This window comes from Paenibacillus sp. J22P169 (assembly GCF_059691995.1).
The window spans coordinates 191,439-217,052 of the sequence record NZ_JCAUAO010000004.1 but is presented as its reverse complement, the minus strand read 5'-3'; the positions used below and the strand labels follow the sequence as shown (position 1 = coordinate 217,052).

Here is a 25,614-nt window from a genome sequence, read left to right as displayed (position 1 = left end):
CCGCGTCATTAAATCTTAGTTAGTCCGAAATCGGACTAACGCTGCTTCCGACGACGAGCTCATCATCTAACTGACTTGCGATTAACGCTATATCCTCCTTGGTTAAAGGAGTAACGAGCGCTAACTCCTTCCCCAGTGCTGTTTCAATTTGCTCCCGGGCTTCCTTTGTTCGACCAAGTTGTTGAAGCGTTCGTGCATAGTAATAATAGGACTCCGCGTGCTTAGGCGTTTTCGCAATCACCTTGGCGTACATCTCATCAGCTTCATCCAGACGACCGAGCATATAGTAGTTTTGCGCTAGATTATCCATAATGGTTAGATCACTATCATTATATTCGTACGCCTCGAGATTATAGGCAAGCGCTGCCTCTAAGTCTCCATGCAAGATTTGAAAATAACCATAATTTCCATAAACCAGCGTGTTCTTGACCTCGTTCGCTTGTTCCTGCAGTATACGCAAAGCCTCATCCCTTTTGTTCTGTAACCAGTACACCGTTGCCACATTGAGCTTGGCTTGACTACGGATTTCCGCAGCATTCGTTGATTGCAGGACCTCTTCGAACATTTGCTCAGCCTTGGTAAGATCACCTGTCTTCATTAGCAAATAGCCATATCCTATCTGATGCTTCGGCAGAAAGGCTTTGGAGAGATACGCTTTTTCCATCCAAATCAACGCTTGCTCACGATCACCCTTCATATATGCCAGATTGCCCCTCTGAGCGTAAAAGGCAGAACGATTCACATAAACAAAATAACCAAGAATTACCACAATTGCAGCAACTCCCACTAGCCAATTAACCTTAAATCCCATGACAATTACGATAAGCACAGCGATTAATTTAAGAACACTTTTTAGGATAGGCGGCATGCATACTACTCTCCTTCACAGACTCTAGTAAGTTGTAAACATTGTATGAGAAAACCTCTATAGAAGCAATACAAGGATGAGTGACCACGTTTAGATGTAGGTTTAATTGCCAATAAGCAAGCAGTTTTCGAAAACCGAAAACTTGTACTTTCTTATGTGGTCAAAAAAATAGACACTTCTCCTAACTAAAAAAAAAGACCGACATCCCATCTGCTAATCAGATGGCTTCGGTCTTTTTTTAGAACCTATGGCAAAGCTAATTTCCCCATGATCGTCTGTCTTTCCGCTCCCGTTGCTGCAGGAACATTGTTCGGCTCTTCTTGGATGAAGGCATTGCCTAGCAAAGCAAACAGCATCGCTTCTTTCGCATCGCAGGAGATGCCGAGCTCATCTGACGTGAGAATGCTCTGCTCTGGCAGCAGCTCACCGAGCATCCCAAGAAGCGTGCGATTATGTGCACCGCCTCCACTAACAATCACTTCCGCTATTTCACTCTGTGGAAAAATAAAATCCTGGTATCCGCGAGCGATGCTATGCGCGGTAAAAGCTGTCGCCGTCGCAACGATATCCTCGTGTGGCAGACCTTGTTCCAAAACGGAAGCCAGCCATGCCGCAGCGTAGGCTTTTCCGAATATTTCGCGTCCTGTCGATTTGGGAGGCGCTTCTTGGAAGTACGGATGTGCGAGCATATCCTCTAGTAATTCCTTATGTACCTTGCCTCTGGCTGCCCAATCTCCATTGGCATCGTACGACTTTTGTCCCCCGGACAATTCGTATACGACTTGGTCCATAATCATGTTCCCTGGCCCCGTGTCAAAAGCACTGATCCCGCTGGCAGCAGCAGGGATAGCTGTGCAGTTTCCTATTCCGCCTATGTTTTGGAGGATTCTCCCTTTGTTCGCGTCCCTGAAAAGGAGATAGTCACCGTATGGCACAAGCGGCGCGCCTTGCCCGCCGACGGCCATATCGGCTGTCCGGAAATCGCCAACAACAGGCCTGCCTGTTCGTTTGGCAATGACGGATAGGTCCCCGATCTGCAGCGTTGATTTGGGAAGAAAACGGTCCGCCTCCTCCGCAACTGGGATGTGCCAAATCGTCTGCCCATGCGAGGAGATGAGGTCGATCTCCTCCATGCTCATGTTGGCAGCAGCTGCAGTTTGAATGACAGCATCTGCAAACCGCTCTGCTATGGCGAAATTCATTCCACATACTTGCGCAACATCCGAATACTCGATCGTGCATAATAGCTTGAGTTTCTCGCGAAGATCCGCTTCGTAAGCAAAACTCTCGAAGTGAAGCAGCTTGATGCTTGTATCAAGTCCGCGACCCTCCATGCGGACGATAGCGACATCGATGCCATCAAGTGAAGTGCCGGACATGAGTCCTGCTATGGTTAGGGACGTTTTATTCAGAAGTGTACGTAACAAGACGATTCATCTCCTTGGTAATTGGATTACTTGAATTGAGAGAGTATGAGATTGTGCAGCCTTGGCCGAATTCGCAAGATGTGTTCCGTACGCCCGAAATGAACCCGGTTTGTAAGAAAAATGATTTGCAGATCCTGCTCAGGATCGAACAAAAGGCTCGTTCCTGTAAAACCAGTATGTCCGAATGATTGCTCGGATACATAATCACCGCTGAACAGGAAGCTTCTCGGATTTCTCAGTAACCAACCGAGCCCCCGAAACTCTTGGTCATAAGGCGTAAAGTTACGGGATGACAGCTCGATGGCTGCCCTGGAAATAATTCGCCGACCCTTAAAGACGCCATTCTGCCGGATCATTTCCACATAATTCGCTAAATCGTGAACCGTTGAGAATAACCCCGCATGACCGCTTACCCCCTGTATGAGCTCCGCTTTTTCATCGTGAACAATGCCTGACTTGTATGCTTGACGTTGTTCGGAAAACTCGGTAACCGCATAGCGCGTTTCCTCGAAGGTTGGACAAAACCCTGTTTCCGACATCTCCAGTGGGTCAAATATTTCTCGTTTGAGATAGGTGTTGAACGCTTCACCGGTCACAGATTCAATGATCAGATAGAGCAGGATCATGCCAATGTCACTATACACGACCTTGGTTCCCGGGGGATGAAGGGGCCGCTCGTTTAAGATCAGGTCCACCAGCTCATCCCGGGATAGATGCATCAGACCTCTCATACCGGGGATATCCGCCCTAAGTCCAGATGAATGTGTAAGCAGATGTACAATCCGAATGGGTTCTTCCTGCATCAGGCGAAATTGGGGTAAAAAGACTCCAATCGGATCAGCCAATGAAAGTTTCCCTTGATCCATCAAGTGAAGCACCGCCGGCAGCGTTGCAACAACTTTGGTCAGTGAAGCCAAATCAAAAACCGTATCTGTTCTCATCGGAGCAGCTTCCGGATAACTAACTCGACTCCCATAGGCTTGTTTTAATACTTCCTTACCTCTATGAGCGATATACAGGACCGCACCAGGTAGATGTCCTTCAGCAATTTCTTGTTCAATGAAGTTGCTTATCTTAGCGATATCCCAATTGGACATAACGAGTGAGCTCCCTTCACTTTCTTTGCCTTGAACCTTAAGTCAGTAAGTCGAAATAATCGACTACTTACTCCAATAGCCCTTGGCGCGCTCGAGCAAGTCGAAATAATCGACTTACTTACTCCAAAAGCCCATGTCGGGTTCGTGTAAGTCGAAAAAATCGACTTACTTACTCCATTAGCCCATGTCGCGCTCACGTAAGTCGAAATAATCGACTTACACACTCCAAAAGCCCATGTCGGGCTCGCGCAAGTCGAAATAATCGACTTACTTACTCCATACTGATTCATCCGATTTTCAGGATTAGCTTAGGTCGGATTGTTCCCTCTACAGCTATTAGTCCGAAATTGTCGAATTAATTTAATTGACTACATCCTTTAAATCTCAATTAGGCCTAAATAAACCAATTAAATCGACCAAAACAAGTCTCACGCAAGATAAATGGTTAAATAATGCGGCAAAATCGGACTATTGGTCTTTTTACATACGTAATCCTCGATTTAAGTCGGAGATATCGGACTACATGCAGCCTCCGGGACAAAACGACTTGCCCCGTCCATCACTGTCCGGTTTCCCATCTCCAACCCGCTGGGTAGTCAGCGCCAAGCGACACCGGCAGACGGCCTTGCGGTGTCACAATTCCGAGCAGGGCACGTGCCGTACTTTGCAGCGCCAACGGTCGACTTTCGTAAGCCGCGATGAACGTGGATACGTCCGGGAACTCCAGCAGGTCGTAAGGCACGCGCAGCGCCACAACGACCAAAGGCTTGCCGAGCGCTTGCAGTTCGCGCACCAGCTCGACCTGCGCAGGATGGAATCGGGCGTTGTACGTCCCGATGACGATCTGCTCCGCGTCGCGCGCATCCGCAAGCACCGCTGCGCGGAGATCGCTCACAGCCGCAAGCGGGAGCACGCGATCGATCACGTCCAAGCCGTGCTCGGCCAGCGCAGCTCCCAAGCTTGCGACGCCCGCGTAGGCTTCGTCGACGCCCGACGAAACTGCTGCGGCCACGGTGACCGCTAGCGTTCGCACGCTCGGGAGCGGAAGCAGCTGCTGCTCGTCCTTGACGAGCGTGATGCTTGCTTCGCTGAGGCGCTGAGCGACCGCACAATGCGCCGCGATCCCGACCTCTTGCGCTGCTGTCGCACGAGGCTGCTCCGCAATCACACCTCGGCGCGCTTTCAGCGCGAGCAGTCGGCGGACCGAAGCATCGATATGCGCTTCAGTGATACGGCCTTCATGTACTGCTTGCTCGATCGCCGCAATGGCGCCGACCTGGAGGTCGTGTCGGTGACTGATTAACACGAGATCAGCCCCTGCTTCGACCGCCATTACAGCGGCGGCAACCGTACCGTAATGCTCGGAGATCGCGTTCATCTCCATGCAATCGGTCATGATCACGCCGTCATAGCCTAGCTCTTCTCGAAGCAAGCCAGTGAGCACAGCCTTGGAAAGCGTAACAGGCAGCTTGCTAGGCTCTAAAGCTGGGAAATAAATATGCGAAGACATAATCGCATCGACTCCACCATCAATGGCTTCTACGAATGGTACAAGCTCAACCGAGCGAATTCGCTCTTCATCATGTGTAATCGTTGGCAAATCCAGATGGGAATCCGTATTCGTGTCCCCATGACCAGGAAAGTGCTTGGCGGTTGCCACAACGTTCGCATCTTGGAAGCCCCGTACAGCCTCTCGGCCATACTGAGCGACTTTCTCCGGCGATTCGCCGAATGACCGCACGCCAATGACAGGATTATCCGGATTGTTGTTCACATCCAAATCCGGAGCAAAGTTCAGATTGATACCTAACGAGCGCAGCTCTTTACCCGAAATAAGGGACGCTTCATAAGCTCCCTCTGGACCTGCATTTCCGGCAGCCAGAGCCATAGACCCCGGCATAAGCGCAACTCCCTCGGTAATGCGGGCTACCATGCCACCCTCTTGATCGATGGAAATCCAGAGTGGCAACGTTCCGTTACGCTCCGCAATAACCTGCAAACTGCCGGATAACTCAGCAATCTGCTTGGTATTCTGTACATTCCGTGCAAAATAAATAACACCGCCGATGCGCTGTTCCGCGATTAGCGTTTCCAGCGATTCTGACGGTTCCGTGCCTTCAAATCCGCAAAGAATCATCTGTCCGATTTTCTCCTGCAGCGACATCTCATGTATTTCTCTCATAGTAACTACCATCCCTCGTCCCATAATCACTACAAACGGTTAAGCGCCATTAGCGCGGCACCGCTAGCGGCATCTCTCTTCGGTGTTATACAAGTCATAGCCGGATAACGTTCTTTTAGCAAATGAACAAAAGCTGTCTGTATGAAGCTATTCTTTAGAAGCGCACTCCCAGCTATCGCCAACATTCCTTCTTGCATCGACAGTCTTTCCGCTACGGGTACAACTAGTTCTATTAACGAATGGGCACTTTTGTCGGCTATAGCCAGTGCCGCTTTATCCCCTAGCTCGCAAGCTGCGGACAAAATGGGCGCTAGTGCAGCGATATCCTTCTTATTCGTCTGTTTGTCATAGACAAACCCGATGATTTGTTGGATGGATGTCATGCCTAACTGTTCAAACACCATCTTCGTAATCACCGTCGCAGGCAACCGTCCATCATGAGCCCGTACGACGGCAGAAAGCAGATCCCTTCCGATACTATAGCCGCTGCCCTCATCATCAATAAGGTAGCCATAACCGCCAGCACGGTGGGTGTCACCAGCTTCATTTTTGCCATAACAAATCGAACCTGTACCTGCAATCAAAATGATCCCGAGCTCCCTGTTATGTGCGCCGCAAAGCGCAGTATCTTGATCGCCGGTTATGATCAGCCCACCCTTATAGCCGCATGCCCGAACACTAGATTCTAAACGGGTCTTGACCGTTGGATTGCTGATGCCAGCGGCACCAATGCACACTTGCGCGCAATGAATGAGTCCATCGCATACGCTATCAATCGTCCGAAAGATCTCCGCTAGACTAGCCCCAACACTCGCCTCGTCCTGGCCATTATAGTTAATCGCCCCCGACGTAAACGTGTGAACAACGTTACCGCTCTCATCGACGATGGTTACTGCGGTTTTCGTACCTCCGCCATCTAGCCCGACTGCATATTTCTTCATATACGAACGTCACCTCCTAATGCCTCTAATACAGATGATATTGCAGCTTTCTTCGAGCAAATTCACTGCTTTCTTCACGGAATTGTTCCAGCAGAACCGGAACGTTGACCTCAGTCTCGCGATAGTGGCTGCCGCCGCCAAGCAAATCAATGAATGGTCTTGAACCCTCTTTAAAAGGTGGCAAAAATGAAAATTGCTCATAATTTTTCTTAATCGTAAACATCAGTGTAACCCCAAGATCAATGGGACGAACCGCGCGGTTGTCAAGCACATGAATTTGCACGCCTGCGCATTGCTCTCCCTGAAATTTGGAAAATGACGGCTTAAAATAAACAGGACGGAACACGACGCCAGGCAGCTTTTTCGCATTCATTTCATCCGCTAACTGGTGCGCATCAATGAACGGAGCACCTACGATCTCAAACGGGGCTGTCGTTCCTCTACCTTCCGATAGATTCGTTCCTTCAATAATACAAGTGCCCGGATACAGCACCACTGTCTCAAATCGAGGAATGCCGATGGAAGGCATAATCCATGGACGTCCTGTATCCGAGAACAGCATGCTTCGTTCCCAACCTTCACAACGTACGACATGCAGCTTGCAGTTCAATTTCCTTTCATCGTTCGCCATCATAGCGACCTCTCCAGGCGTCAGTCCATATCGAACACTGAGCGGGTAGTTGCCCACAAAGGATTCGAAGCCGCTTTTGAGCACATTGCCTTCAACTGTTATGCCATCAAGCGGGTTGATCCGGTCAAGAACAACAAATTCTTTGCCAGCTTGCGCACAATCTTCCAAAGCATAAAGCATCGTATATATGAAAGTATAATAACGGGTTCCTACGTCTTGGATATCGTAGACGATGATGTCGACCTCATCCAGCATTTCCTGTGTCAGACGTTTGGAATCTTTCCGATACAAGCTATAGACGGGAATTCCCGTCAACGGATCTACATACGTGTCGACCAACGCACCTGCTGCTAGATCCCCACGTACCCCATGCTCTGGCGAAAACAAGGCCACCAGGTTGAACTTCTCATGGAAGATTTGTATCGTCGATACAAAATCCTTGTTTAATCCAGTAGGTGCTGTAATCAGCCCTACACGTTTACCTTCGAATAAATGAGCATAACGTTCTATACAATCGATACCATTTAAGATCATCGCTACCTCCCCGAACTCGCCTTGATTTTAAAATGACTGCAACAAGCTCAAGTCTCGTTACAGTCATTTGGTATTTTTTTATGATTCAGTTTTATAATTCCGATTGGCGAATTCGCATCGTTTCTTCTGGAACCATGAACGTCTGCGCATATTCTTTTCTCGCTTCAAGGCCTCGTACACGCATCAGATGCTTGTAATATTCCAAGTATTGAAAAGATTTGCTGCCAGTCACAAACCAATGTGTCGAAACAGCTTTCACCCATAGATCAAACGCCTCTTTAGGAAAATCGACATACACGTAAGGACGATAGTCGACGGCATCCTCCCAGTTTTCGGCATAATACAATTTCGGAGCAAAGTGAGAAGGCTTCTCCCTCTCAAACGAGGATAGCCCCGCGAAAAAGCGTGCATCATTCACAATACGGTGAGTCGTCATATGATCTTTATGCATGCTATTTTTAAAATGCGTAATAATCACATTCGGACGTACGTCACGAATAACATCACACACACGGTAGCGCATTTCTTCGTTATCTTGCAGTTCACCGTCCGGAATGTCAAAGACGATAGATTCCCCACCAAGCATTTCAGCAAAGGTTCTAGCCTCATTCACTTTTTGCACACGATATTCCTTCATGTCTTGTCCTGCAGGAACGCCACGTTCCCCAGCAGTTAACGCTAAAGTAACGATTCGGTCACCTTTCAGAGAATGGTGGGCTAGTACGCCGCCTGCCGTTAATTCTGCATCTCCGACGTGACCTCCGATAGCTAGAATGGTCATTTTTGGTTCGCTCATTATGCAAACTCCCTTCTCATGACAGCAAAAAGTTTCACAGTTTGAAATCCTGCACGTTCATAGATTCGGATGGCTGGGTTCGACATCCCCGTATAAAGCGACATGTAATCGGTCCCAATCTCCCGAAACGCTTCGCATAGCTTGAAAAATAAAATACTGCCCAAACCATGACCCTCGTGATCAGGGAGCACACCGATGCCGGCAAAATAACCCCGTCCGTTCGCTTGGCGAATAACTGGGCCTGCGAAGCCAATGGTGTTGCCATGATACGCTGCAATGACAACTGGCACGCCATTTGCCGTAGATGCACCGATTTCCTTTTGCCATAACGGATTCCCAAAGCCCTCAAGCATGTCTTCCACTCCTGCGTGCTTACCCGGGTCAAACCTCTCAATGGTGTACCCTTGGGCGCTCGCCTTTGCTTCTTTCACGTTGATTTCATCAGGTATCGTAAATTCTGACAAATGGAGATACATGGCACATTGCTTCGCACGCTCAATATAACCACTATTCAGTAAAAACGCATAAAGCTTGCTTTCCACAGGAACACCTGGGGCATTATTATGCTCATGCTGAGGTGTGTCCGGGATGTACCACGGCAATAGCATTGGATTGAAAAAGAGGATATCTGCTTGCTTTTTACCCAGCTGTTTAAAGCGCTTTTCTAAAGCAGTTAATAGCATTAAATAATTGGCATCCGTATCAAAGCCGCTCGCTAACACGATGCACGTGATGTATCCAGCCACGTCACCAAGAGGTAGGTCATCCCCCGTACATCCGCAGGCAAAACCGATGACCTTATCATTGGCTAGTAGAAGAAAAGTGTTTTCCTTATCAAAATAAGGATTTCCCGCAAAGATCTGGTCAAAGCTTTGTTCTGTAAGCTCCTTATAGCCATCCTTCACCGCGGCATCATTCCATAACGCGATGACGGACTGTCGATACGAATCGTCCCAAGTTACCAGCATGATTGGAGCAGCCTCCTTTTGACCAAAGCCTTAGCCCTTCACCGCACCTACAGTTACGCCTTCCAAGAAGTACCTTTGTAGGCTAAAGAATAGAATAAACATTGGCAATGCCGAGATTGTTGCCCCAGCCATCATTGGCGCGATCATGGTTGTATTCGCAAATCGGAAGCTCTTGAGGCCGACCTGGATGGTTTGCATATCCATGGAGTTGGTCACAAGCAACGGCCAGAAGAACGTATTCCAGCTCTCCATAAACGTCAGAATCGCCATAACGGCCAGAACTGTTTTGGACAAAGGTAAAATGATTTTCCCATATATTTGGAACTGATTGCAGCCTTCGATTTTGGCGCACTCCAGTATCTCGTTCGGTATACTGCCCATAAATTGCTTGGCAAGGAAGATATTGAATACGGTAACGAAGCCTGGCAAAATCAATGCGCTGTACGTATTTTGCAGTTCAAACACGTTAACCATCAAAATGTAAAGAGGGACAAGCGTCACTTGATGAGGAATCATCATGGAACCTAGCAGCAAAGCAAAGAGAAAGCCTCTGCCTTTGAACTGAATTTTGGAGAATGCGTAGCCTGCCATGCTGGCAAAAATAACGTTCGAAACCATGACCGTGACGGCTACAATAAGCGAGTTCAGCAGCCAACGAACAGAATGCTCGTTAAACTCAAAGAAATATTTGTAGGAAGCAAGCGTAAACTTTTTGGGAAATAAAGAGTACTCAATCTCTCCAACCGCAACCGGATCACTGAGCGATGAAATGAACATGAAGTAAATCGGAAATATCGTCGCCAAAGCAAAAAGTAGAAGGGCGATAAAAATGATCCCATTTCTAATCTTTTTTACTTTGGGATTGCCTGCGTGATTGCTATACAATGCCATTTATTATCCTCCCTCTCTTAATACTCGACGTCTTTACCCGCGTATTTAAACTGAATGAATGCAATTACGCCAATAACGAGAGCTAGTAGCAGTGATTGTGCTGCCGCTTTACCGAAATCGAATAGCGTGAACGCATTATCAAAAATAAGTAATCCAACCATCGTAGTCGCATGGTTCGGTCCTCCGCCAGTCATCAGGAACGCATTCTGGAATACTTGGAATGAGCCGATGACGCCAGTAACCAGTAAGAAAAGTGTAGCTGGACGCAAGCAAGGAATGACGATGTGCCACAGCTTAAGAAAGAAACCTGCTCCATCGAGCTCAGCTGCTTCGTAATACGTTTCGTCAATACCTAGCAAACCAGCTAAGTAAATAATAATGCTTGTGCCATGACTTGATAGCCAGGACATAAGTACCAGTGAGAACATTGCCGTCGCGCTCTGGCCTAGCCAGTTCTGATTCTCGAAACCAAAAAGAGCGATGATATGATTCATAATACCGCCTTGCATCGGATCGAAAATCCAGAGCCACACGACTGCTAAAGCGACACCTGAAGCCACCATAGGCAAATAATAAATGCCCTTGAAGAAGGATTGCGTTTTCTTCCTAAGCGGCAAAATCAAAATGGCAAGTGCGAAAGATAGTATCAAGTTAACGGGTACCGTCAACACCGTGTAGACAACCGTATTCCACATCGCTTTCCAAAACAAAGCATCCTTTAATGAATTCGTGTAATTATCGAATCCAATAAATGTGGAACCGAGCGGTTTGTATTTCTGCATACTAATGATAAAGGCACTTACGACCGGGTACGCATGAAATAACACAAACACGATTAGAGAGACGGCAATAAACGCATAACCCCACATTGCATCCCCTTGAAACTTCTTTCTTTTTATCGGTTTTGCGATATTGTCCATAATTCTCAACCCCGTTTCAGAACTTTCTCTTAAAAGTAGTTCGGATAGCCGCGCAGCATCCGCTGCACGCCTATCCGATGGTCAAATATACAACTTAGTCTTTTGCAATTCCGTTCTCGCCGAACTCCTTGATCGCTGCAGCTTTCACAGCATCGTACATAGCTTGAGGTGTAATTTCACCTGCAAGTAGACCTTGGAATTTAGGAACGATTACTTCCGTTTCCAACTTAATTGCTTTTGCAGCCAAATCTGTCGGGATATCTGTACGGTTTGGTGTTGCATTTTTAAGCATGTTATCTACAGCTGCAACATTGTCAGGGTTTCTGTCAATCTTCATGCTCTCTGCAGCTTTTTTAGCGCTTTTCGTAATATGCGCAGCGAACAGATCGTTATTCGTAGCTGCTGCAACAGTACCGCTAGCCAAGAAGTAAGCCGCTTTTACAACGTTTGCTTTGTGCTCAGCAGTTGGTTCTTTTTTGCCGCGGAACGTCATGTATCCGTCAACGACTGTGTTAGCAGAAGCTTTAGCACCTTGGAACGTTGGTGCAGGCAATACGATATAATCAACTGGCACGCTGTCTTTTACTGCGCTAGCGTCATTTGCTTTAAGCTTAGCATTGTTCGCCTTTGCAGAGTTTTCAAATACAGCAAGACCTTTACCTGTAATCATCGTTTGAGCTGTCAAGAACATGTTCCAACGTTTACCTGCATCTACGGAGCTAAGCTCTTTCGGCATGGATCCGTCGTCGATTAGTTGACGAAGATCTTTTAGCAAACCTAGATAATTTTTGCTTGTGTACGCGTATTTCATATCTGATGTGAATGCATAAGGCATACCAGCGTTTTTAGCCATAATACCCAAGTAATCAACCGCGGCTACGCCTTTTACTGCGAAAGTAAAGCCATAACGCGTTTTACCGTTTTCAGTCACTACGCCTTTTTTGATTGATTCACGGAATTGATCGTAAGTCCAGCCACTTGTCTGTACTTTTTTCCAATCAATGCCTGCTTTCTCCAAGAACTCTTTGTTACCGCCTAAAGCATGAACTTCCATGTAAGCTGGGAAGCCGTATAGACCTTTTCCGCTCTTCATGTAATCCAATGCCGTTTTATCGTAATCGCCTACCATCTCTGGTGTAGCTGTATCTGAAACATCCATCAGCAAGCCTTGCTCCAAATATTTCGGAATCGTTCCTGAACCACCGAAAGCGATATCCGGAGGGCTGCCTGCATTCACTTGTGTATCCAGCTTCTGCTTCATATCTTCCCAGCTAGCTGGTTCGATTTTCAACGTTAGATTTGGATATAAAGCTGCAAAATCCTTCGACAATTGTTCAAACGTTTTTTGGTAGTTTGGTGAAACCGGTGGAAGCAATGCAGTAATGGTGTCTTTTGCAGTGCTAGCAGTAGCTGCAGGAGCTGTTGAGCCTGCTGGTGTAGTCGTTTCTTTTGTACCAGAAGAGCCACCACAAGCTGTTAGAGCCATTGTTAAAGCTACGACAGAAGCTAATACGGGCATTTTTCTTTTCATGAAAAACAAACCTCCTAGGATAGGGATCCTTGATTGTAGCTCAAGTCTCTCCTTATTTGTTTTAAAGTGATCAAACAACTTTTACAAAGGTACGTATGGCTCTCTTCAAACTACCCTCACACTGTTCTAGTGCTTCTTCCGCTTCCTTTACTTCCATGCCTGTTTTAATCATCATAATGGCAAGCTTGCAGTTCATAGATGCTTTCTCGAGGTGGGCAATCGCTGTGGATTCATCCACCCCAGTCGCTATCCGTATGATGCGAACAGAGCGATCGTACAATTTGATATTACTAGCCTTCATGTCAACCATGAGATTATTATACGTCTTTCCAAGCTTAACCATAGTCCCGGTTGTTAGCATGTTAAGAACCAGCTTCTGTGCTGTACCCGCCTTCAGGCGAGTAGATCCCATAATCACTTCCGGCCCAACCACTGGCGCGATGCATACATCTGTAACAGCTACCAATTTGGAATTCTTGTTATTCACGACACCAATCGTTGCAGCACCAATTTCTTTCGCTTTCTTTAAGCAAGCTATAACGAATTGTGCACTTCCGCTGGCCGTGATCCCAATTACCGCATCCTTATCTGTCACTCCGCATCGCTCAATGAGGGCGACCCCCTCCTCAGCGTTGTCTTCAAAACCTTCCACTGCCGTACGCAATGCGCCATCGCCACCGGCGATATGGCCTTGCACCAACATTGGATCAATGCCAAAGGTTGGAGGACATTCAGAGGCATCAAGCACACCAAGTCTGCCAGAAGAACCAGCTCCTACGTAGAGCATCCTGCCACCGTTTTTGAGAACTTGATGCAAAATATCAACCGCTTTCATGATCTGCGGTATTTCGGCTCCAACTGCTGCTGGAACCAACGCATCCTGTTCATTCATCATCCGAAGCATTTGCTCTGTTGAACATTCGTCAATTGTCTGTGTCTTATCATTAATTTCTTCCGTAGTTAAACCCGATAGATACTCATCCATAGCTGCTGTCCTCCTGCCTGCTTTACTCTTTACTGGTCTAATACTAACGAAAAACTTCATGATGGTCAATACTTTTTGAAATTTTATTTTATGGTAAAATAAAATGTTGATTTTTTATTTCTAATATTTCGACAAAAAAAACGACGTCTGTCAGGACATCGTTAATGTGTTCTATTCGCTTATTTTCTATGCTTACTGCTGGCAATAATGTCGTGTGTTTTGGCCAAATACTTTTTCACATGCTTATATTCACTGCTCGCTACTCCTGCAAAAAGAATATCGATCACCGTCAACATCGCGATCCGTGAGCCCATAGCTCCGCTTCGAATCGTGATTTCTGGTGTCGAAATGCTGAGTACGATATTCGCCTTATCCGCCAATGCACTTTTATTGTATTTCGTAATCGCGATGATGCAGGCACCGTTCTTCTTTGCAATTTCGAGCGTATCGAGAATCTCAATCGTACTGCCCGAATTCGAAATGAAGATAGCCACATCGCTTTTCCCGAGCAGCGTAGCTGCTGTAAGTTGACTATGGCCGTCCGTATACGTATGACACATCTTATTAATGCGTGAGAATTTCTGCTCTGCGTCCATGCCTACCAACCCCGAAGCACCAATCCCGAAGAAAACGATCCGATTGCATTCTACTAACACTTTGACCGCGCGGGCAATTTCATTTCTATCGATGACACTGAGTGTATCATCAATGGATTTGCTATTATTGTGCGAAATGTTGGAGATAATCGTTGAGAGGTCATCGCCAGGTTGAATATCCGTGTACTGGTCCTTCTGCTCCTCATCCATCGACCCTAGCGAAGCAGAAATGCTCACGATAAAGTTACGATAACCCTTATATCCCATCGTTTTGCAAAAGCGTAGAACAGATGCATCACTCGTTTTCGTTGCTAGCGCGAGACTCTTAATCGAGAGATGTGGAATCTCGTCCACATTGTCTAGTATATACTCGGCTACTAGCTTCTCTACAGGCGTCAGGCTGTCTTTCATATCGCGAATTTTGATTAAAATATTATCGTTTATTGACATATAGGTTCCCTACTCACCATAAATTATCCGTGCTGAAATCACCTTCATCATACGTATTATTAGGCAAAAACACAAGATACATCTGTAAATTATCTGTAAAATTTAATGGCATTAATGGAATTTAATTTCATTGAACATGAATGGAATTGAAATTTATTTACATTGTTCATCGCGGCCATTCTTCGCGTTGTGCTTTACTAGCAGCGAGATTTGGCGGCTTGGAAATGTTGGAAACAACGAGGTGAATTCAGCGAAGAGCGGGATGCTGTAAACCGTCATCTGCCGAGTGAATAATTGCCCTCTGGAACGAACTGTCGTGTCAGATCGAACAAGGGTATCGGAGCTTGTGCAGGGCGTAGCCTGTGAATGCCGCGGAACGCCAGGAGTCTGCAGTCGAGCAGCACATAAGCGAATAGCAAAACCCGTTCGAGCGCTTCTACTCGAACGGGTTTCTTTGCGTGGTGTGCGTCTCGGGAGGAAGTATTTTCAACAATGAATGCAGGATCGGGAGGAGCAACTCAACAGTGACGGCCGTCTTGGGAAGAGCATCTCAATATTTACGGCCGGCTTTGGGAGCAGCTCAACAGTGACGGCCGGCTTAGCGCAAATAACTGGATTTTATGCAGCTATTTCACTCGGAAAAGCTGACTTTGGAGAAATAGCTGGATTTACTACAGTTAATTTGATGCATTTTCGCCAGATGGGGGTCAATCAGAAGAAATAACTGGAGATTTTCCAGTTAAACTCCAATTCACAGCAAATTCCTCCGAATTAGCTGTAGTTTTTCCATCTAATCGTGCCGAGGCCCTCCCAGATTCTACTCGAACGGGTTTCTTTGCGTGGGTGTAAGTCTCGGGAGGAGTAACTCGGCAGTGACGGCCGTCTTTGGAAAAGCATCTCAATATTTACGGCCGACTTTGCGCAAATAACTGGATTTTATACAGCTATTTCACTCGAAATGGCTGGCTTTGGAGAAATAGCTGGATTTACTACAGTTAATTTGGTGCATTTTCGCCAGATGAGGGTCAATCAGGAGAAATAACTGGAGACTTTCCAGTTAAACTCCAATTCACAGCAAATCCCTCCGAATTAGCTGTAGGTTTTCCAACTAATCGTCCCGAGGCCTGCCAAGAGGCACACATTCAGCAACCTACTGCCGCTTCTGCTTCTACTCTTACTCATCCTACTTCTACTCTACTCTACTCTACTCTGCTCCTACTACTACTCCTACTTCTACTCTGCTTCTGCCCCTACTCCTACTCATCCTACTACTCCATCAACTCCGACTCCCTCTACTCAAGTAGACGGCACTAACAAGCGGTCCGCTAGTTTACGGTACTGATCTACACTGTATTTCGAATTTAGCGATTCTGCACGGTTCACCAACCACAGAGATAGATTGGCGAATTGCTCCTCCAACCGAAACTTATGATCAATAAACCATTGATCGTAAATGCCATTCATAAAGGAGTGATCGTAGATCGCATCCAGGATATTTTTTATTGCGACAGCTTTGTCTTCTATATTCTCGATCTGATCGATCCGCTGAATTTGTTGCTTGTAGGTTTGAACATCACAGATCACCAAGGCGTCTAGTCGGATATTCGTCCTGTCCGTCTGCAGAATCGAGGTGTGATCGTTTAACGTCAGCAGTTTTTTCAAATAATTCAAATAGACTCTTAAATTTCGAAGCGCGGTTTGGAGCGATACTTGTGGAAACAAGGCGTCACATAATTCTTCACGTGTACAATTCGGATAAAACGCCAGATAGGCTAGGATGTTTTTCGCATACCGCTTATTCCAGCCCTCCTTGATTTCATGTCCATTCAGACTGACTCGAAACGAATGAAACAAGGATAGGTTGATGACTGGTTGTTCATCCAGCTTCACTGGTGGCACAGCAGATGCAGCAACGTGCAGGGATAACGACAAGTGACTGGAAATACTGGGCTTTCGACTTGGCGCCACTGGGGTCCCAACAGCTTTCCGAATAAAATCGCTGACCCATACAGCAGTTAAGGCCGGCTGATCCAGGAATAGAGCATTCGCTGCATTCGGCATCACTAAGAAGGTCCCATTTTTGAAATAACTAGCCGTTATCGCTTGAAGCGAGGGCAAGTAGAGATTATCTTTTTCTCCGGCTAAAAGTAGCGTAGGACATGCGAGTTGTTTGGCCTCTTCCAAGGGTTGCTTTAGCATTTGAAGTTGAGATAAGCCCAAATAGAGCTGCTTATCGGCTTCACGAAACATGTGTTGGATACGTTGGATTTGCTCATGATCATCAGGAAACAGCGTGAGATGAGGGATAATTTCACGATTCACGATCTCACTTAATTCATACTTGTTGATCGAAGCGAAATAATGATCCAGGATTGCTTTGCCCTCTTTTGGCGGGTAAAATACAACCACTGACATTAATGTTAATGTTTGTACATGATTGGGATATCTACTCGCATACGCAATGGCAAGCGAAGCCCCGAAGCTGTGACCTATGATATGAAACTTTTGAATATCTAATAGTTCTACAATGGCCTGAATTTCCGCACAGATTGAATCCCAGGTAAATTCCGCTTCCCAGAGCGCCTTCCATTCATTCCTCTCATGAAGGTTGATATATAACAAATGATAGGTAGGGTTGAAATAGGGCTCTATCGATTCCCACATAGAAGAGTGACAACCATTCCCATGAAACAGCACAATGGTTTCGTTCGAAGGAAAGGATGACTCGATGTACGTGTACGCCTTAGAGCTATTTGAAAATCGTTTAACTGACAATTCAGTGCCCTCCTGGCTTCCCGCTCTGTAATTTCCATATTACATTAATTATACTAGAATCCAGAGTAGTTCGAAAGGAGTAATTCCCTTCAAGCTCTCCCCGTGCAAGGAAGATTACAACAATAAAAAACCGCCTAAGACATATAGTCTCAAGCGGTTCGATGGCTTCGGAGATTTCTCTGTCTAATCAGCGATAGCTACTCTCGCTACTCGGATCGATGCAAATGCATAAACAATAAGTGCACTCCAAATAAAGGCAAAGCTAATCAACAGCACTGGTGAAAAATTCTCTTTAAACACAAATACACTGAGCAGAAGCGTAATCGACGGGCCGATATACTGAATGAAGCCTAGCATAGATAGCGGTAATTGAGCCGCAGCTTTGGCAAACCATAGCAAGGGCAGCGCGGTGGCTCCACCTGCTAGGAACAGCATGATCAGGGTAACCGGCGGCAGTGTCCAAGCAGCATCCTGATGCGTAGCAAATAAGTAGATGATGTAAGCAAGGGCGATCGGGAAAACAAAGGCTGTTTCTCCCGCGAGACCAATTGAGGCATCATAGGTGACTCTTTTTTTCACCAGGCTATATAAGCCAAAGGTACCTGCTAATGTGAGCGATACCCACGGAAATCTGCCGTAATCAATGGTGGCAATGAGGACACCGATTCCTGCCAAAGCCACAGCCAGCCATTGTCTGCCCGTCGGCTTTTCACGAAGGAACAGCACAGCCAGCATAATATTGAAGAGTGGTGTGATGTAATACCCGAGACTCGTCTCGATCACATGCCCATTATTAACGGCCCAAATAAAGATCAGCCAATTCGTACTTATCAGGAGACTGCTCGCCCCCATCAGTAATAAGGTCTTGCGATTGGTGATGAGACTGCGAAATTGCTGCCATTTACCTTTTCCAAGCATTATCAGAATAGCCATAAATACGAATGACCAAATCACGCGATGCGACAAAATTTCTCCCGCCATCAACGACCCGAAAAGCTTCCAATACACAGGCAGTAAGCCCCAAGCAATATAAGCAATAATGGCATACCCTAGCCCTTTTTTCATGGTAAAACCCTCATTTCACTTTCAAGTAACACAATTCTATGCCGCATAAAATTTGTCCGTCGGTTAATAACATTGCTCCATTGTAATAGAATGATGGGTTTTTGTATACATTACTCCCCCACCCTGTTGCTCTCAGGCATAACTTTGTAAATAAAAAAAGCATTTGATCTAAGATCAAATGCTTTGCTCAAGGTTGTTTACGTGTTTCTTCCTCTGTCTTCTCAAAATCCTGATTCAAGGTAATCATCATGTTGATCAAAAAATGGGATTTCCCTCTCAACAATCGGATCAATGACCGATACGGCATCCTTCGTTGTCACATGCCAATCCTCATTCGAGCTCAGGACTTCTGCCAAAAAAGCATCAATATCCATGGCGTACGCCTCCTACCTCTATGTTGTATGGTGTGACCTTATTATTGGTTTTTTCAAAATAATTGATACATATTCTTTCCATTTGATATAAACAAAAACCCCCGATTTCACGGGGGCCCTCTGTACGCAATATGACAATTATCCTTTAACCGAACCTGCCGCAATGCCTTCTACGATACGGTTGCTGAGCAGAATGAACGCGATCATGATTGGCAAAATACTGATCATCAGGGTAGCACCAATCGCTCCCCAATCGGTTGTATATTGGCCGACGAAATTCTGTACGCCTACGGTTAATGTTTTATACTTTTCCGAAGAGATGAAAGTATTCACGAAAATAAACTCGTTCCAATTATAGATCATGTTGATGATAACAGCCGTAGATAACACCGATGCCGTCATCGGCAGTATGATGCTGAAGAAGATACGATTCACGGAGCACCCGTCCATAACGGCAGCTTCTTCTACTTCACGCGGCAGCGTGTAATAAAAGCCAAGCATAATCATGATGGTAATCGGCAGATTAAAGGCAATGTAGGACAAAATGATCGACAACGGATGATTGGTTAGATTCATTTTGGTAAAAAGACTGAACAAAGGAATGAGCGTCGAGTGCACGGGAATCATCATGCCAACCATAAACAGACCAAGCACAAAGGATTGCAGCTTCCATTTCATCCGAGTCAATGCGAATGTCACCAAGCTTGCTAATAAGACTGTGACTCCAACCGATACTAACGTCATCCAGACGCTGTTAAAAAAGTAACTATTAATATGGCCCTGCGTCCAGACCTTCTCGTAATTCTCCCAACGGAGTCTTTCTGGAAATGCCATCGGAGCCAGATTGAAGATTTCCTCATTATTTTTTAAAGAGAATAGCATGAGCCACAAGAGAGGAAAAATCTGAATCACGGCGACAATCGTCAACACGACGTACAGCACGCCATATCCGATTTGTTCAGGTAGCTTGCTTCGAGTGGTTAGCGTCTGAGCCTGACGACGGGTGGTTTCGAGTTGCATCGGAATCGGAATCTCCTTTCGTTACGAGTATTGGATATCATCTTTAGACGCCGTCGCTTTACGGATTAACCAAGTAGCCACGAGGCAAATCAAGAGCAGGAAAAAGCCAATTGCGCTGGCATAACCGAAATCATAGCCTTTGAACGCTTTGCGGTACATGTAGGAAGCCATTACTTCACTGGATCCGTTAGGTCCGCCCCCTGTCATGACATAAATCAGATCAAAATATTTGAGCGATCCGACGACTGCTAGAACGACCGTTACTTTCATCACCTCTGCGATTAACGGAACGCGAATGGAGATCGCAACGCGCCATGGACTAGCGCCATCAATACGTGCTGCTTCGATCAGCGAGGTCGGTACATTTTTCAAAGCGGCATAATAAATCAAAATATAAAATCCGGCGTACTGCCATAAGATCGGCATAAAAATAGCGTATAGAACAATGGATGGATTGGACAACCATTCCGGTGTATGCGTGACCCCCAGTGACGTCAGGATATGATTCAATACCCCGTTCGTTGGGTGGAATATTTTCAACCATAGTTGAGCGATTGCAACAGAGGAAAGCAGCATAGGGATTAAATAGATTTTGCGAAAAAAATTAGCCCCGCGAATGTTTGCGGATAGCACCAATGCTACTAGTAGATAACCGAGCAGGGAGATCGTTGAGAAAATCGCCAGCAAAAACGAGTGCTTCGCGCTTCCCCAGAATAATTTGTCCTTAAGCAATTCTGCGTAATTATGCAAACCGATGAAACTCATTTTGCCTACGCCATCCCATTTCATAAGCCCGTAGTAGCCCGTCATTACGATCGGCATATAGATCAAGGCTAGCAGCAGAAATAACGAAGGAATCACGTAGATCGCAATCATGGATTTGTTAGACATGACTTTATCCATAGTAGGCACTTCCCTTTCACCGATAATGACAAAGGACATATCACTTGGAGGGATATGTCCTTTCCCAAATCGTTCGTATTCGTTAGGTTACTTAGCTTCCTTCGCCAAAGCATCCTCATGATTTTTCGCAAAAGCTTCCGGTGTCACGGCTTTACCAAACAAAGCTTGAATCATATTCAAGTGAACTTCTGCGGATGCAGGCTTCATTTGAACATCTGCGAACAGTGTAATGTTGCTCGCTTTATTCAGTTCATTCAATAGGTCGATGTACATTTGCGGCAGCTTCACTTTGGATGTGTCTACTTTTGTTGCTGGGATTACGCCTGCTTCAGAAATTGCGTGCTCGCCCCACTTGGATACGAAGAAGCTAACGAATTTCTTGGACTCTTCTTTTACTTTGGAGTTGTTAGCTACGAACAAGCCTACGCCTGGTCCGCCAACCCAGCTGTCCATGTTGCCTTTTCCGCCATCAACGGTTGGGAATTTAAAGAAGCCGATTTGATCCTTGAACGCTTGTGGAACATCTTTGTTCGTTGTGTAGTTCGGTAATTCCCATGTTCCCATCATGTACATCGCTGCTTTGCTGTTCATGAACTCTGCTTTTCCTTCGTCGTTGCCAAGTCCGTTAAAGCCTTTGTTGAACGCGTTCATGTCGACAAGCTGAGAAACTTCCGAAGCTGCGCGAACCAAGCCTGGATCGTTGAAGGAGCCTGAGCGGTCGATCGCTTTTTTCAATGTTTCTGGTCCGCCGATTCGGTCAGCAAGGTACATGTACCAGAGGGAACCTGTCCAACGGTCTTTGTTGCCAAGTGCGATTGGAGCTACACCGTTCGAGCTAAGCGTTTTGACAATATTTTTGAACTCATCATACGTCTTAGGTGGCGCAAGGTTATACTTGGCAAAGAGTGCTTTGTTGTAATAAACCGGCACGATGTTCAATTCGACCGGAAGACCGTAGGTTTTACCGCCGAATGCGTAAGCATCTGTTGTGCCTTTCACGAATTTATCTTTCAAATCACCTTGCAGCAAGTCATCAAGCGGAGCAAACATGTCGCCTTTTACATAAGGATCCATGTAGCCTGCTGCCCACGTGAAGCCCACATCAGGAAGAGCATTTGAAGTAGAAAGCACCTTCATTTTATTCTTGTATTGTTCATTCTCGAGCACTTCTTGTTCGATCGTCACATTCGGATTCGCGGCTTGATACTCTTTAATGATATCGTTTACAATTTTGTTTTGTGTTGCCGAGTTTCCTGTCGGCCAAAGGTGCATCATCTTAATTGTTACTTTTTTAGCGGGTTGCGCAGTTGCAGCTTCCGTTGCTTTCGCGGATTCTTTAGGCGCTGTCGTTTGACTCGCGTTATCTGTGGAGCTAGAACAGCCCGTCAGTACCATCGATAGTCCAAGCATCGTTGTTAGCGACCATGTAAGCGTTTTTCTTACCATGTTTGTTTCCCCCTAATCATTTGTGTGCTACGTGTTTTATTGTAGCGCTTACATTGCCGCTGCAGGGAGTAACAGCTATCGGGTAATATTCCACTATTTCGAGGTATCTATCCGATCATCGGCATCCATAATCTGTTTCCGATACTGATTAGGGCTTGTCCCTTCATACTCTTTGAACAGCTTGATAAAATATTTCGACGTCTGATAGCCTACTTGCTCCGAGATATCCGCAATCGTTAATCTGGTTTGCAGCAGGAGCTCCTTCGCCTTCTGGATCCGACTTCTCGTGACATATTCACTGAAGGTGAAACCGGTTTGCTCTTTGAAAAGAGCGCTAAAATAGCTCGGATTCAGATGGATATGGCTGGCCACCTCGCTCATTCCCAGTGGTGCATCCAAATGCTCCTCCACATAAAGCACAGCCTGCTGAACAGGCGGACTATAGTTTTTGTCAGCGGTCTTCGCCTGCATCAGGCGAGTATCCACCATTTTCTCCATCGTTTCTACGCGACCTCGCTCTTCCTCAATGCGCAGCGCCTGCTCAACGGCGTCAATCAGCTTGCTCTTCTGGATGGGCTTGAGCAAATAGTTAACAACGCCTAACTCGATGGCTGTTTGTGCATATTGAAAATCTGGATGCCCCGAGATAATGATTGCTACAGGTTTATGTCCGATCCCTCGCGAGCCTTCCACGACTTGCAAACCGTTAATTTCAGGCATGCGGATGTCCGTAATCAGCAGATGCACGGGACGCGATTGTAAAAGTTCGAGTGCCTCCGTCCCATTGCTGCAGCTGAGTATGGAATAACGCCCAATTGACCAGGCTTCTAGTGTTTTGCGTATGCCTTCTCTTGTTAATGGCTCATCGTCAACGATGAGTATAGTTTTCCCCGATTGTATCATCGTCGTTTTCCTCCTTATAAATCGGAATATCGAAGCTCACGCTTGTCCCGTGCCCAGGCATACTCGTGATCGTCAAACCACGATACGTATCCGGAAGAGACGGATAATAAAGCTGAAGGCGCCGCTGTACGTTGGAGATAGCCATGCCTTTTCCTTTGGTGTTAGGAGCGGCGGAGCCTGAACCTGCACTTGAGCTAGGGGCTGAGCTAGAGCTGGAGTTAGATCCAGAGCCTAATCCAGTACCACCGCGTTCGATCGACTCCAGCACAGCTTGGAGTGTCTGTTCATTCATCCCCGGACCGTCATCACTTACGGTGATGCGGAGCCCTGTCGTTTCCACTGGTGACGGTTCCAAGCGAATCGTGATTAACCCTGTTCCTATTTTACCCTCCAAACCATGCAAAATCGCATTCTCCACCAAAGGTTGGATCAGCAGCTTCGGAATATGAACATGACTGTACGCCTCTTCACTGTCAATTTCCCAAACAAGACGTGAGCCGAACCTCACACTCATTATGCTCAAATAACGCTTAATATGCTCCAGTTCCTCATCTAAAGTAACCCATACATCCTTGTTCGGATTACCAATGACATACCGAAATAAATCAGACATGGATACCACAAGATCGGCAAGTTCTTCTTCGTCCTTCTCTTGTAAGGACCAGTACAATGCTTCCAACGTGTTATATAAAAAATGTGGATCAATCTGCGCTTGAAGCGCTTGTAGCTCTGTGCGGCTTTGGATTATTTCTTTCTCATACACGAGTTTAATGAGCCGATTGATATTGTCTACCATCTGATTGTAGGTCATGTTCAAATCGTTCAATTCCGTGGTGTAGGACTGTGTCAGATTGGGTGTCAGCACCCCTTGCCTTGTATTTCGCATGGCTCGCATCAGCCGAAGAATCGGCCTCGTAATCATCGAGGAAAGCAGAAACGATAGGATAATAAACAGAACCAATCCGATCGCTCCAGACACGATAATCGCCCAGCGCAGCACGGAAATCCCATCGGTAATATCACTCACCGGATACAGAATCATCAACGTCCAGTTCGTCTGTTCCGAGAGCTGCTTCACCAGAATGTACCGATTCTGCTCCAGGGTAACCTGCTGCGCATCGGTATGCATCAGCGCACTAATGCCCGCAAGCGCTTCGTCATCGGAAACAATCGGCCTAGCGGAGCTATCGGCTAGCAGCATCAACTCGCGATGCCCGATGCCCTCCAGCTTGTTTTGAAAATCAAAATAGCTGCGATTGATCCGCACCATCAAATACCCGCCATTCGAGAACCATCGGTCAATTAAATTGATCCGACGAATGGCGAGTACCGATTCTGGATTCTTCGGATCGTTCCCAATCCATACCAATCTTCCCTTTTCTTTATCCGCTTGCTCGATCCAATTCGGCTCGACGAGATCCGTCAGCTTCTGTTCATCCAACGGAAACATCCGCGCAAAGTCAGTGGTATAAAGCTCTACATTGCTCACGCCGCTATAGGCCTGGATATGATTGGCGATCTTCAACAGCGACTGACGTTCGCTGAAACTCATCGTTTTCCCTTGAGCGGACGAAAGAAACACTTGCTGCAGATATACATCATTTACAGCCTGTAAAGTCAACGTATCGATTTGTGTAATAAGCGCTTCCAGCCTGCCGTTGGCTTGGCTGGCGATCTGCTTCATCTGTGTCTCCGCCTTCGTATTAAGGAGGGTCGACACCGAGTTGTACGTAATAGCGCCTGCGCAGATCAAAACGATGATCATCACGGATATGAATCCAGCAAGCATCTGATTGCGCAATGTATTCCAGTTAGCCATCTTCTGCCACAAGCGTAGTTCCCCTTTTCGCGTATAGTAAGTGCTTTCAATATGCCAAATCATACTACATACGAGTTAGTTTGGCTATTAAACTATTGGTGATTGCAAGGATTACTTTAGCAGAAGCTGCGCTAGTCCGATTTCTCCGAATTAATACAAGGATTACTTAATGTAATGATGCAGTCAATGAGATTAATTCAGCAATTTCGGACTATTAGCTTCAGAGGGAGTTATCCGACACGTGCTATTCGGAAAAAACGGATAAACCAGCTCAAATCGACTCACTCGAGTAGACAAGGGCTTTCGGAGGTGAGTAAGTCGATTTTTTCGACTTATTCGTACGGGACAAGGGCTTTCGGAGGTGAGTAAGTCGATTTTTTCGACTTACTCGTGCAGACAAGGGATTTTGGAGGTGAGTAAGTCGATTTTTTCGACTTATTCGTACGGGACAAGGGTTTTCGGAGGTGAGTAAGTCGATTTTTTCGACTTATT

The 25,614-nt window shown here is 46.3% G+C and carries 22 protein-coding genes; 1 reads left to right on the top strand and 21 read right to left on the bottom strand.

All coding sequences use genetic code 11. From position 1 onward, the window contains the following. Nucleotides 1-19: 19 nt before the first annotated feature. The 13 genes from AC58QG_RS21165 to AC58QG_RS21105 form a co-directional block, all read right to left on the bottom strand. Nucleotides 20-868 carry a tetratricopeptide repeat protein gene (locus AC58QG_RS21165; protein WP_497364110.1) on the bottom strand — a complete coding sequence of 283 codons (849 nt, stop codon included), beginning with the start codon at nt 866-868 and terminating at the stop codon, nt 20-22. A 245-nt stretch (nt 869-1,113) separates the two neighbouring features. Continuing rightward, complete coding sequence (locus AC58QG_RS21160) at nt 1,114-2,295, bottom strand: anhydro-N-acetylmuramic acid kinase (RefSeq protein WP_497364109.1); 1,182 nt, start codon at nt 2,293-2,295, stop codon at nt 1,114-1,116. A gap of 26 nt (nt 2,296-2,321) precedes the next feature. Then, nucleotides 2,322-3,392 (bottom strand): serine hydrolase domain-containing protein, encoded by a 1,071-nt coding sequence (locus AC58QG_RS21155; protein ID WP_497364108.1) that lies wholly within the window; start codon nt 3,390-3,392, stop codon nt 2,322-2,324. A 559-nt stretch (nt 3,393-3,951) separates the two neighbouring features. After that, nucleotides 3,952-5,574, bottom strand: a complete 1,623-nt coding sequence (gene nagZ, locus AC58QG_RS21150) for a beta-N-acetylhexosaminidase (protein WP_497364107.1) — start codon at nt 5,572-5,574, stop codon at nt 3,952-3,954. A 29-nt stretch (nt 5,575-5,603) separates the two neighbouring features. Next, entirely contained in the window at nt 5,604-6,515 is a 912-nt protein-coding gene (locus AC58QG_RS21145) for an N-acetylglucosamine kinase (protein WP_497364106.1), read from the bottom strand. 25 nt (nt 6,516-6,540) lie between these two features. Then, nucleotides 6,541-7,680, bottom strand: coding sequence for an exo-beta-N-acetylmuramidase NamZ family protein (locus AC58QG_RS21140; RefSeq protein WP_497364105.1), 1,140 nt, complete (start codon nt 7,678-7,680; stop codon nt 6,541-6,543). Between the two features lie 91 nt (nt 7,681-7,771). After that, the gene (locus AC58QG_RS21135) at nt 7,772-8,476 is read right to left on the bottom strand and encodes a PIG-L deacetylase family protein (protein WP_497364104.1); all 705 of its coding nucleotides are present in this window, start codon (nt 8,474-8,476) and stop codon (nt 7,772-7,774) included. Continuing rightward, nucleotides 8,476-9,444, bottom strand: a complete 969-nt coding sequence (locus AC58QG_RS21130; RefSeq protein WP_497364103.1) for a GNAT family N-acetyltransferase — start codon at nt 9,442-9,444, stop codon at nt 8,476-8,478. The genes AC58QG_RS21135 and AC58QG_RS21130 overlap by 1 nt, the downstream gene beginning before the upstream one ends. A 30-nt stretch (nt 9,445-9,474) precedes the next feature. Further along, nucleotides 9,475-10,335, bottom strand: a complete 861-nt coding sequence (locus tag AC58QG_RS21125; protein ID WP_497364102.1) for a carbohydrate ABC transporter permease — start codon at nt 10,333-10,335, stop codon at nt 9,475-9,477. Nucleotides 10,336-10,352: 17 nt separating this feature from the next. Further along, nucleotides 10,353-11,255, bottom strand: a complete 903-nt coding sequence (locus tag AC58QG_RS21120; RefSeq protein ID WP_497364101.1) for a carbohydrate ABC transporter permease — start codon at nt 11,253-11,255, stop codon at nt 10,353-10,355. Between the two features lie 94 nt (nt 11,256-11,349). Then, complete coding sequence (locus AC58QG_RS21115) at nt 11,350-12,786, bottom strand: ABC transporter substrate-binding protein (RefSeq protein WP_497364100.1); 1,437 nt, start codon at nt 12,784-12,786, stop codon at nt 11,350-11,352. Between the two features lie 70 nt (nt 12,787-12,856). Continuing rightward, nucleotides 12,857-13,771 (bottom strand): N-acetylmuramic acid 6-phosphate etherase, encoded by a 915-nt coding sequence (gene murQ, locus AC58QG_RS21110; protein WP_497364099.1) that lies wholly within the window; start codon nt 13,769-13,771, stop codon nt 12,857-12,859. 179 nt (nt 13,772-13,950) lie between these two features. Continuing rightward, a complete protein-coding gene (locus AC58QG_RS21105; RefSeq protein ID WP_497364098.1) occupies nt 13,951-14,817 on the bottom strand; it encodes a MurR/RpiR family transcriptional regulator in 867 nt (288 codons plus the stop codon). A gap of 496 nt (nt 14,818-15,313) precedes the next feature. Between AC58QG_RS21105 and AC58QG_RS21100 the strand changes: the two genes are divergently transcribed. Then, on the top strand, nt 15,314-15,541 hold the full coding sequence (locus tag AC58QG_RS21100; protein WP_497364097.1) for a hypothetical protein: 228 nt from the start codon (nt 15,314-15,316) through the stop codon (nt 15,539-15,541). A 572-nt stretch (nt 15,542-16,113) separates the two neighbouring features. On the opposite strand, the gene AC58QG_RS21095 is transcribed toward AC58QG_RS21100, so the two are convergent. From AC58QG_RS21095 to AC58QG_RS21060, 8 genes are all read right to left on the bottom strand, one after another. Next, nucleotides 16,114-17,592 carry an alpha/beta fold hydrolase gene (locus tag AC58QG_RS21095; protein ID WP_497364096.1) on the bottom strand — a complete coding sequence of 493 codons (1,479 nt, stop codon included), beginning with the start codon at nt 17,590-17,592 and terminating at the stop codon, nt 16,114-16,116. A gap of 183 nt (nt 17,593-17,775) precedes the next feature. Beyond that, nucleotides 17,776-18,657, bottom strand: a complete 882-nt coding sequence (rarD, locus tag AC58QG_RS21090) for an EamA family transporter RarD (RefSeq protein ID WP_497364095.1) — start codon at nt 18,655-18,657, stop codon at nt 17,776-17,778. 221 nt (nt 18,658-18,878) lie between these two features. Further along, the gene (locus AC58QG_RS21085) at nt 18,879-19,031 is read right to left on the bottom strand and encodes a hypothetical protein (protein ID WP_497364094.1); all 153 of its coding nucleotides are present in this window, start codon (nt 19,029-19,031) and stop codon (nt 18,879-18,881) included. Between the two features lie 138 nt (nt 19,032-19,169). Further along, nucleotides 19,170-20,051: a carbohydrate ABC transporter permease gene (locus tag AC58QG_RS21080; RefSeq protein ID WP_497364093.1), complete on the bottom strand. Its 882-nt coding sequence runs from the start codon at nt 20,049-20,051 to the stop codon at nt 19,170-19,172. Between the two features lie 21 nt (nt 20,052-20,072). Continuing rightward, nucleotides 20,073-20,954, bottom strand: coding sequence for a carbohydrate ABC transporter permease (locus AC58QG_RS21075; RefSeq protein ID WP_497364092.1), 882 nt, complete (start codon nt 20,952-20,954; stop codon nt 20,073-20,075). Between the two features lie 87 nt (nt 20,955-21,041). Beyond that, nucleotides 21,042-22,400 carry an extracellular solute-binding protein gene (locus AC58QG_RS21070; RefSeq protein WP_497364091.1) on the bottom strand — a complete coding sequence of 453 codons (1,359 nt, stop codon included), beginning with the start codon at nt 22,398-22,400 and terminating at the stop codon, nt 21,042-21,044. Between the two features lie 93 nt (nt 22,401-22,493). Further along, on the bottom strand, nt 22,494-23,303 hold the full coding sequence (locus tag AC58QG_RS21065; protein ID WP_497364090.1) for a response regulator transcription factor: 810 nt from the start codon (nt 23,301-23,303) through the stop codon (nt 22,494-22,496). Beyond that, nucleotides 23,269-25,134, bottom strand: coding sequence for a sensor histidine kinase (locus AC58QG_RS21060; RefSeq protein ID WP_497364089.1), 1,866 nt, complete (start codon nt 25,132-25,134; stop codon nt 23,269-23,271). Before AC58QG_RS21060 ends, AC58QG_RS21065 begins: the two co-directional genes overlap by 35 nt. Nucleotides 25,135-25,614: the final 480 nt, after the last annotated feature.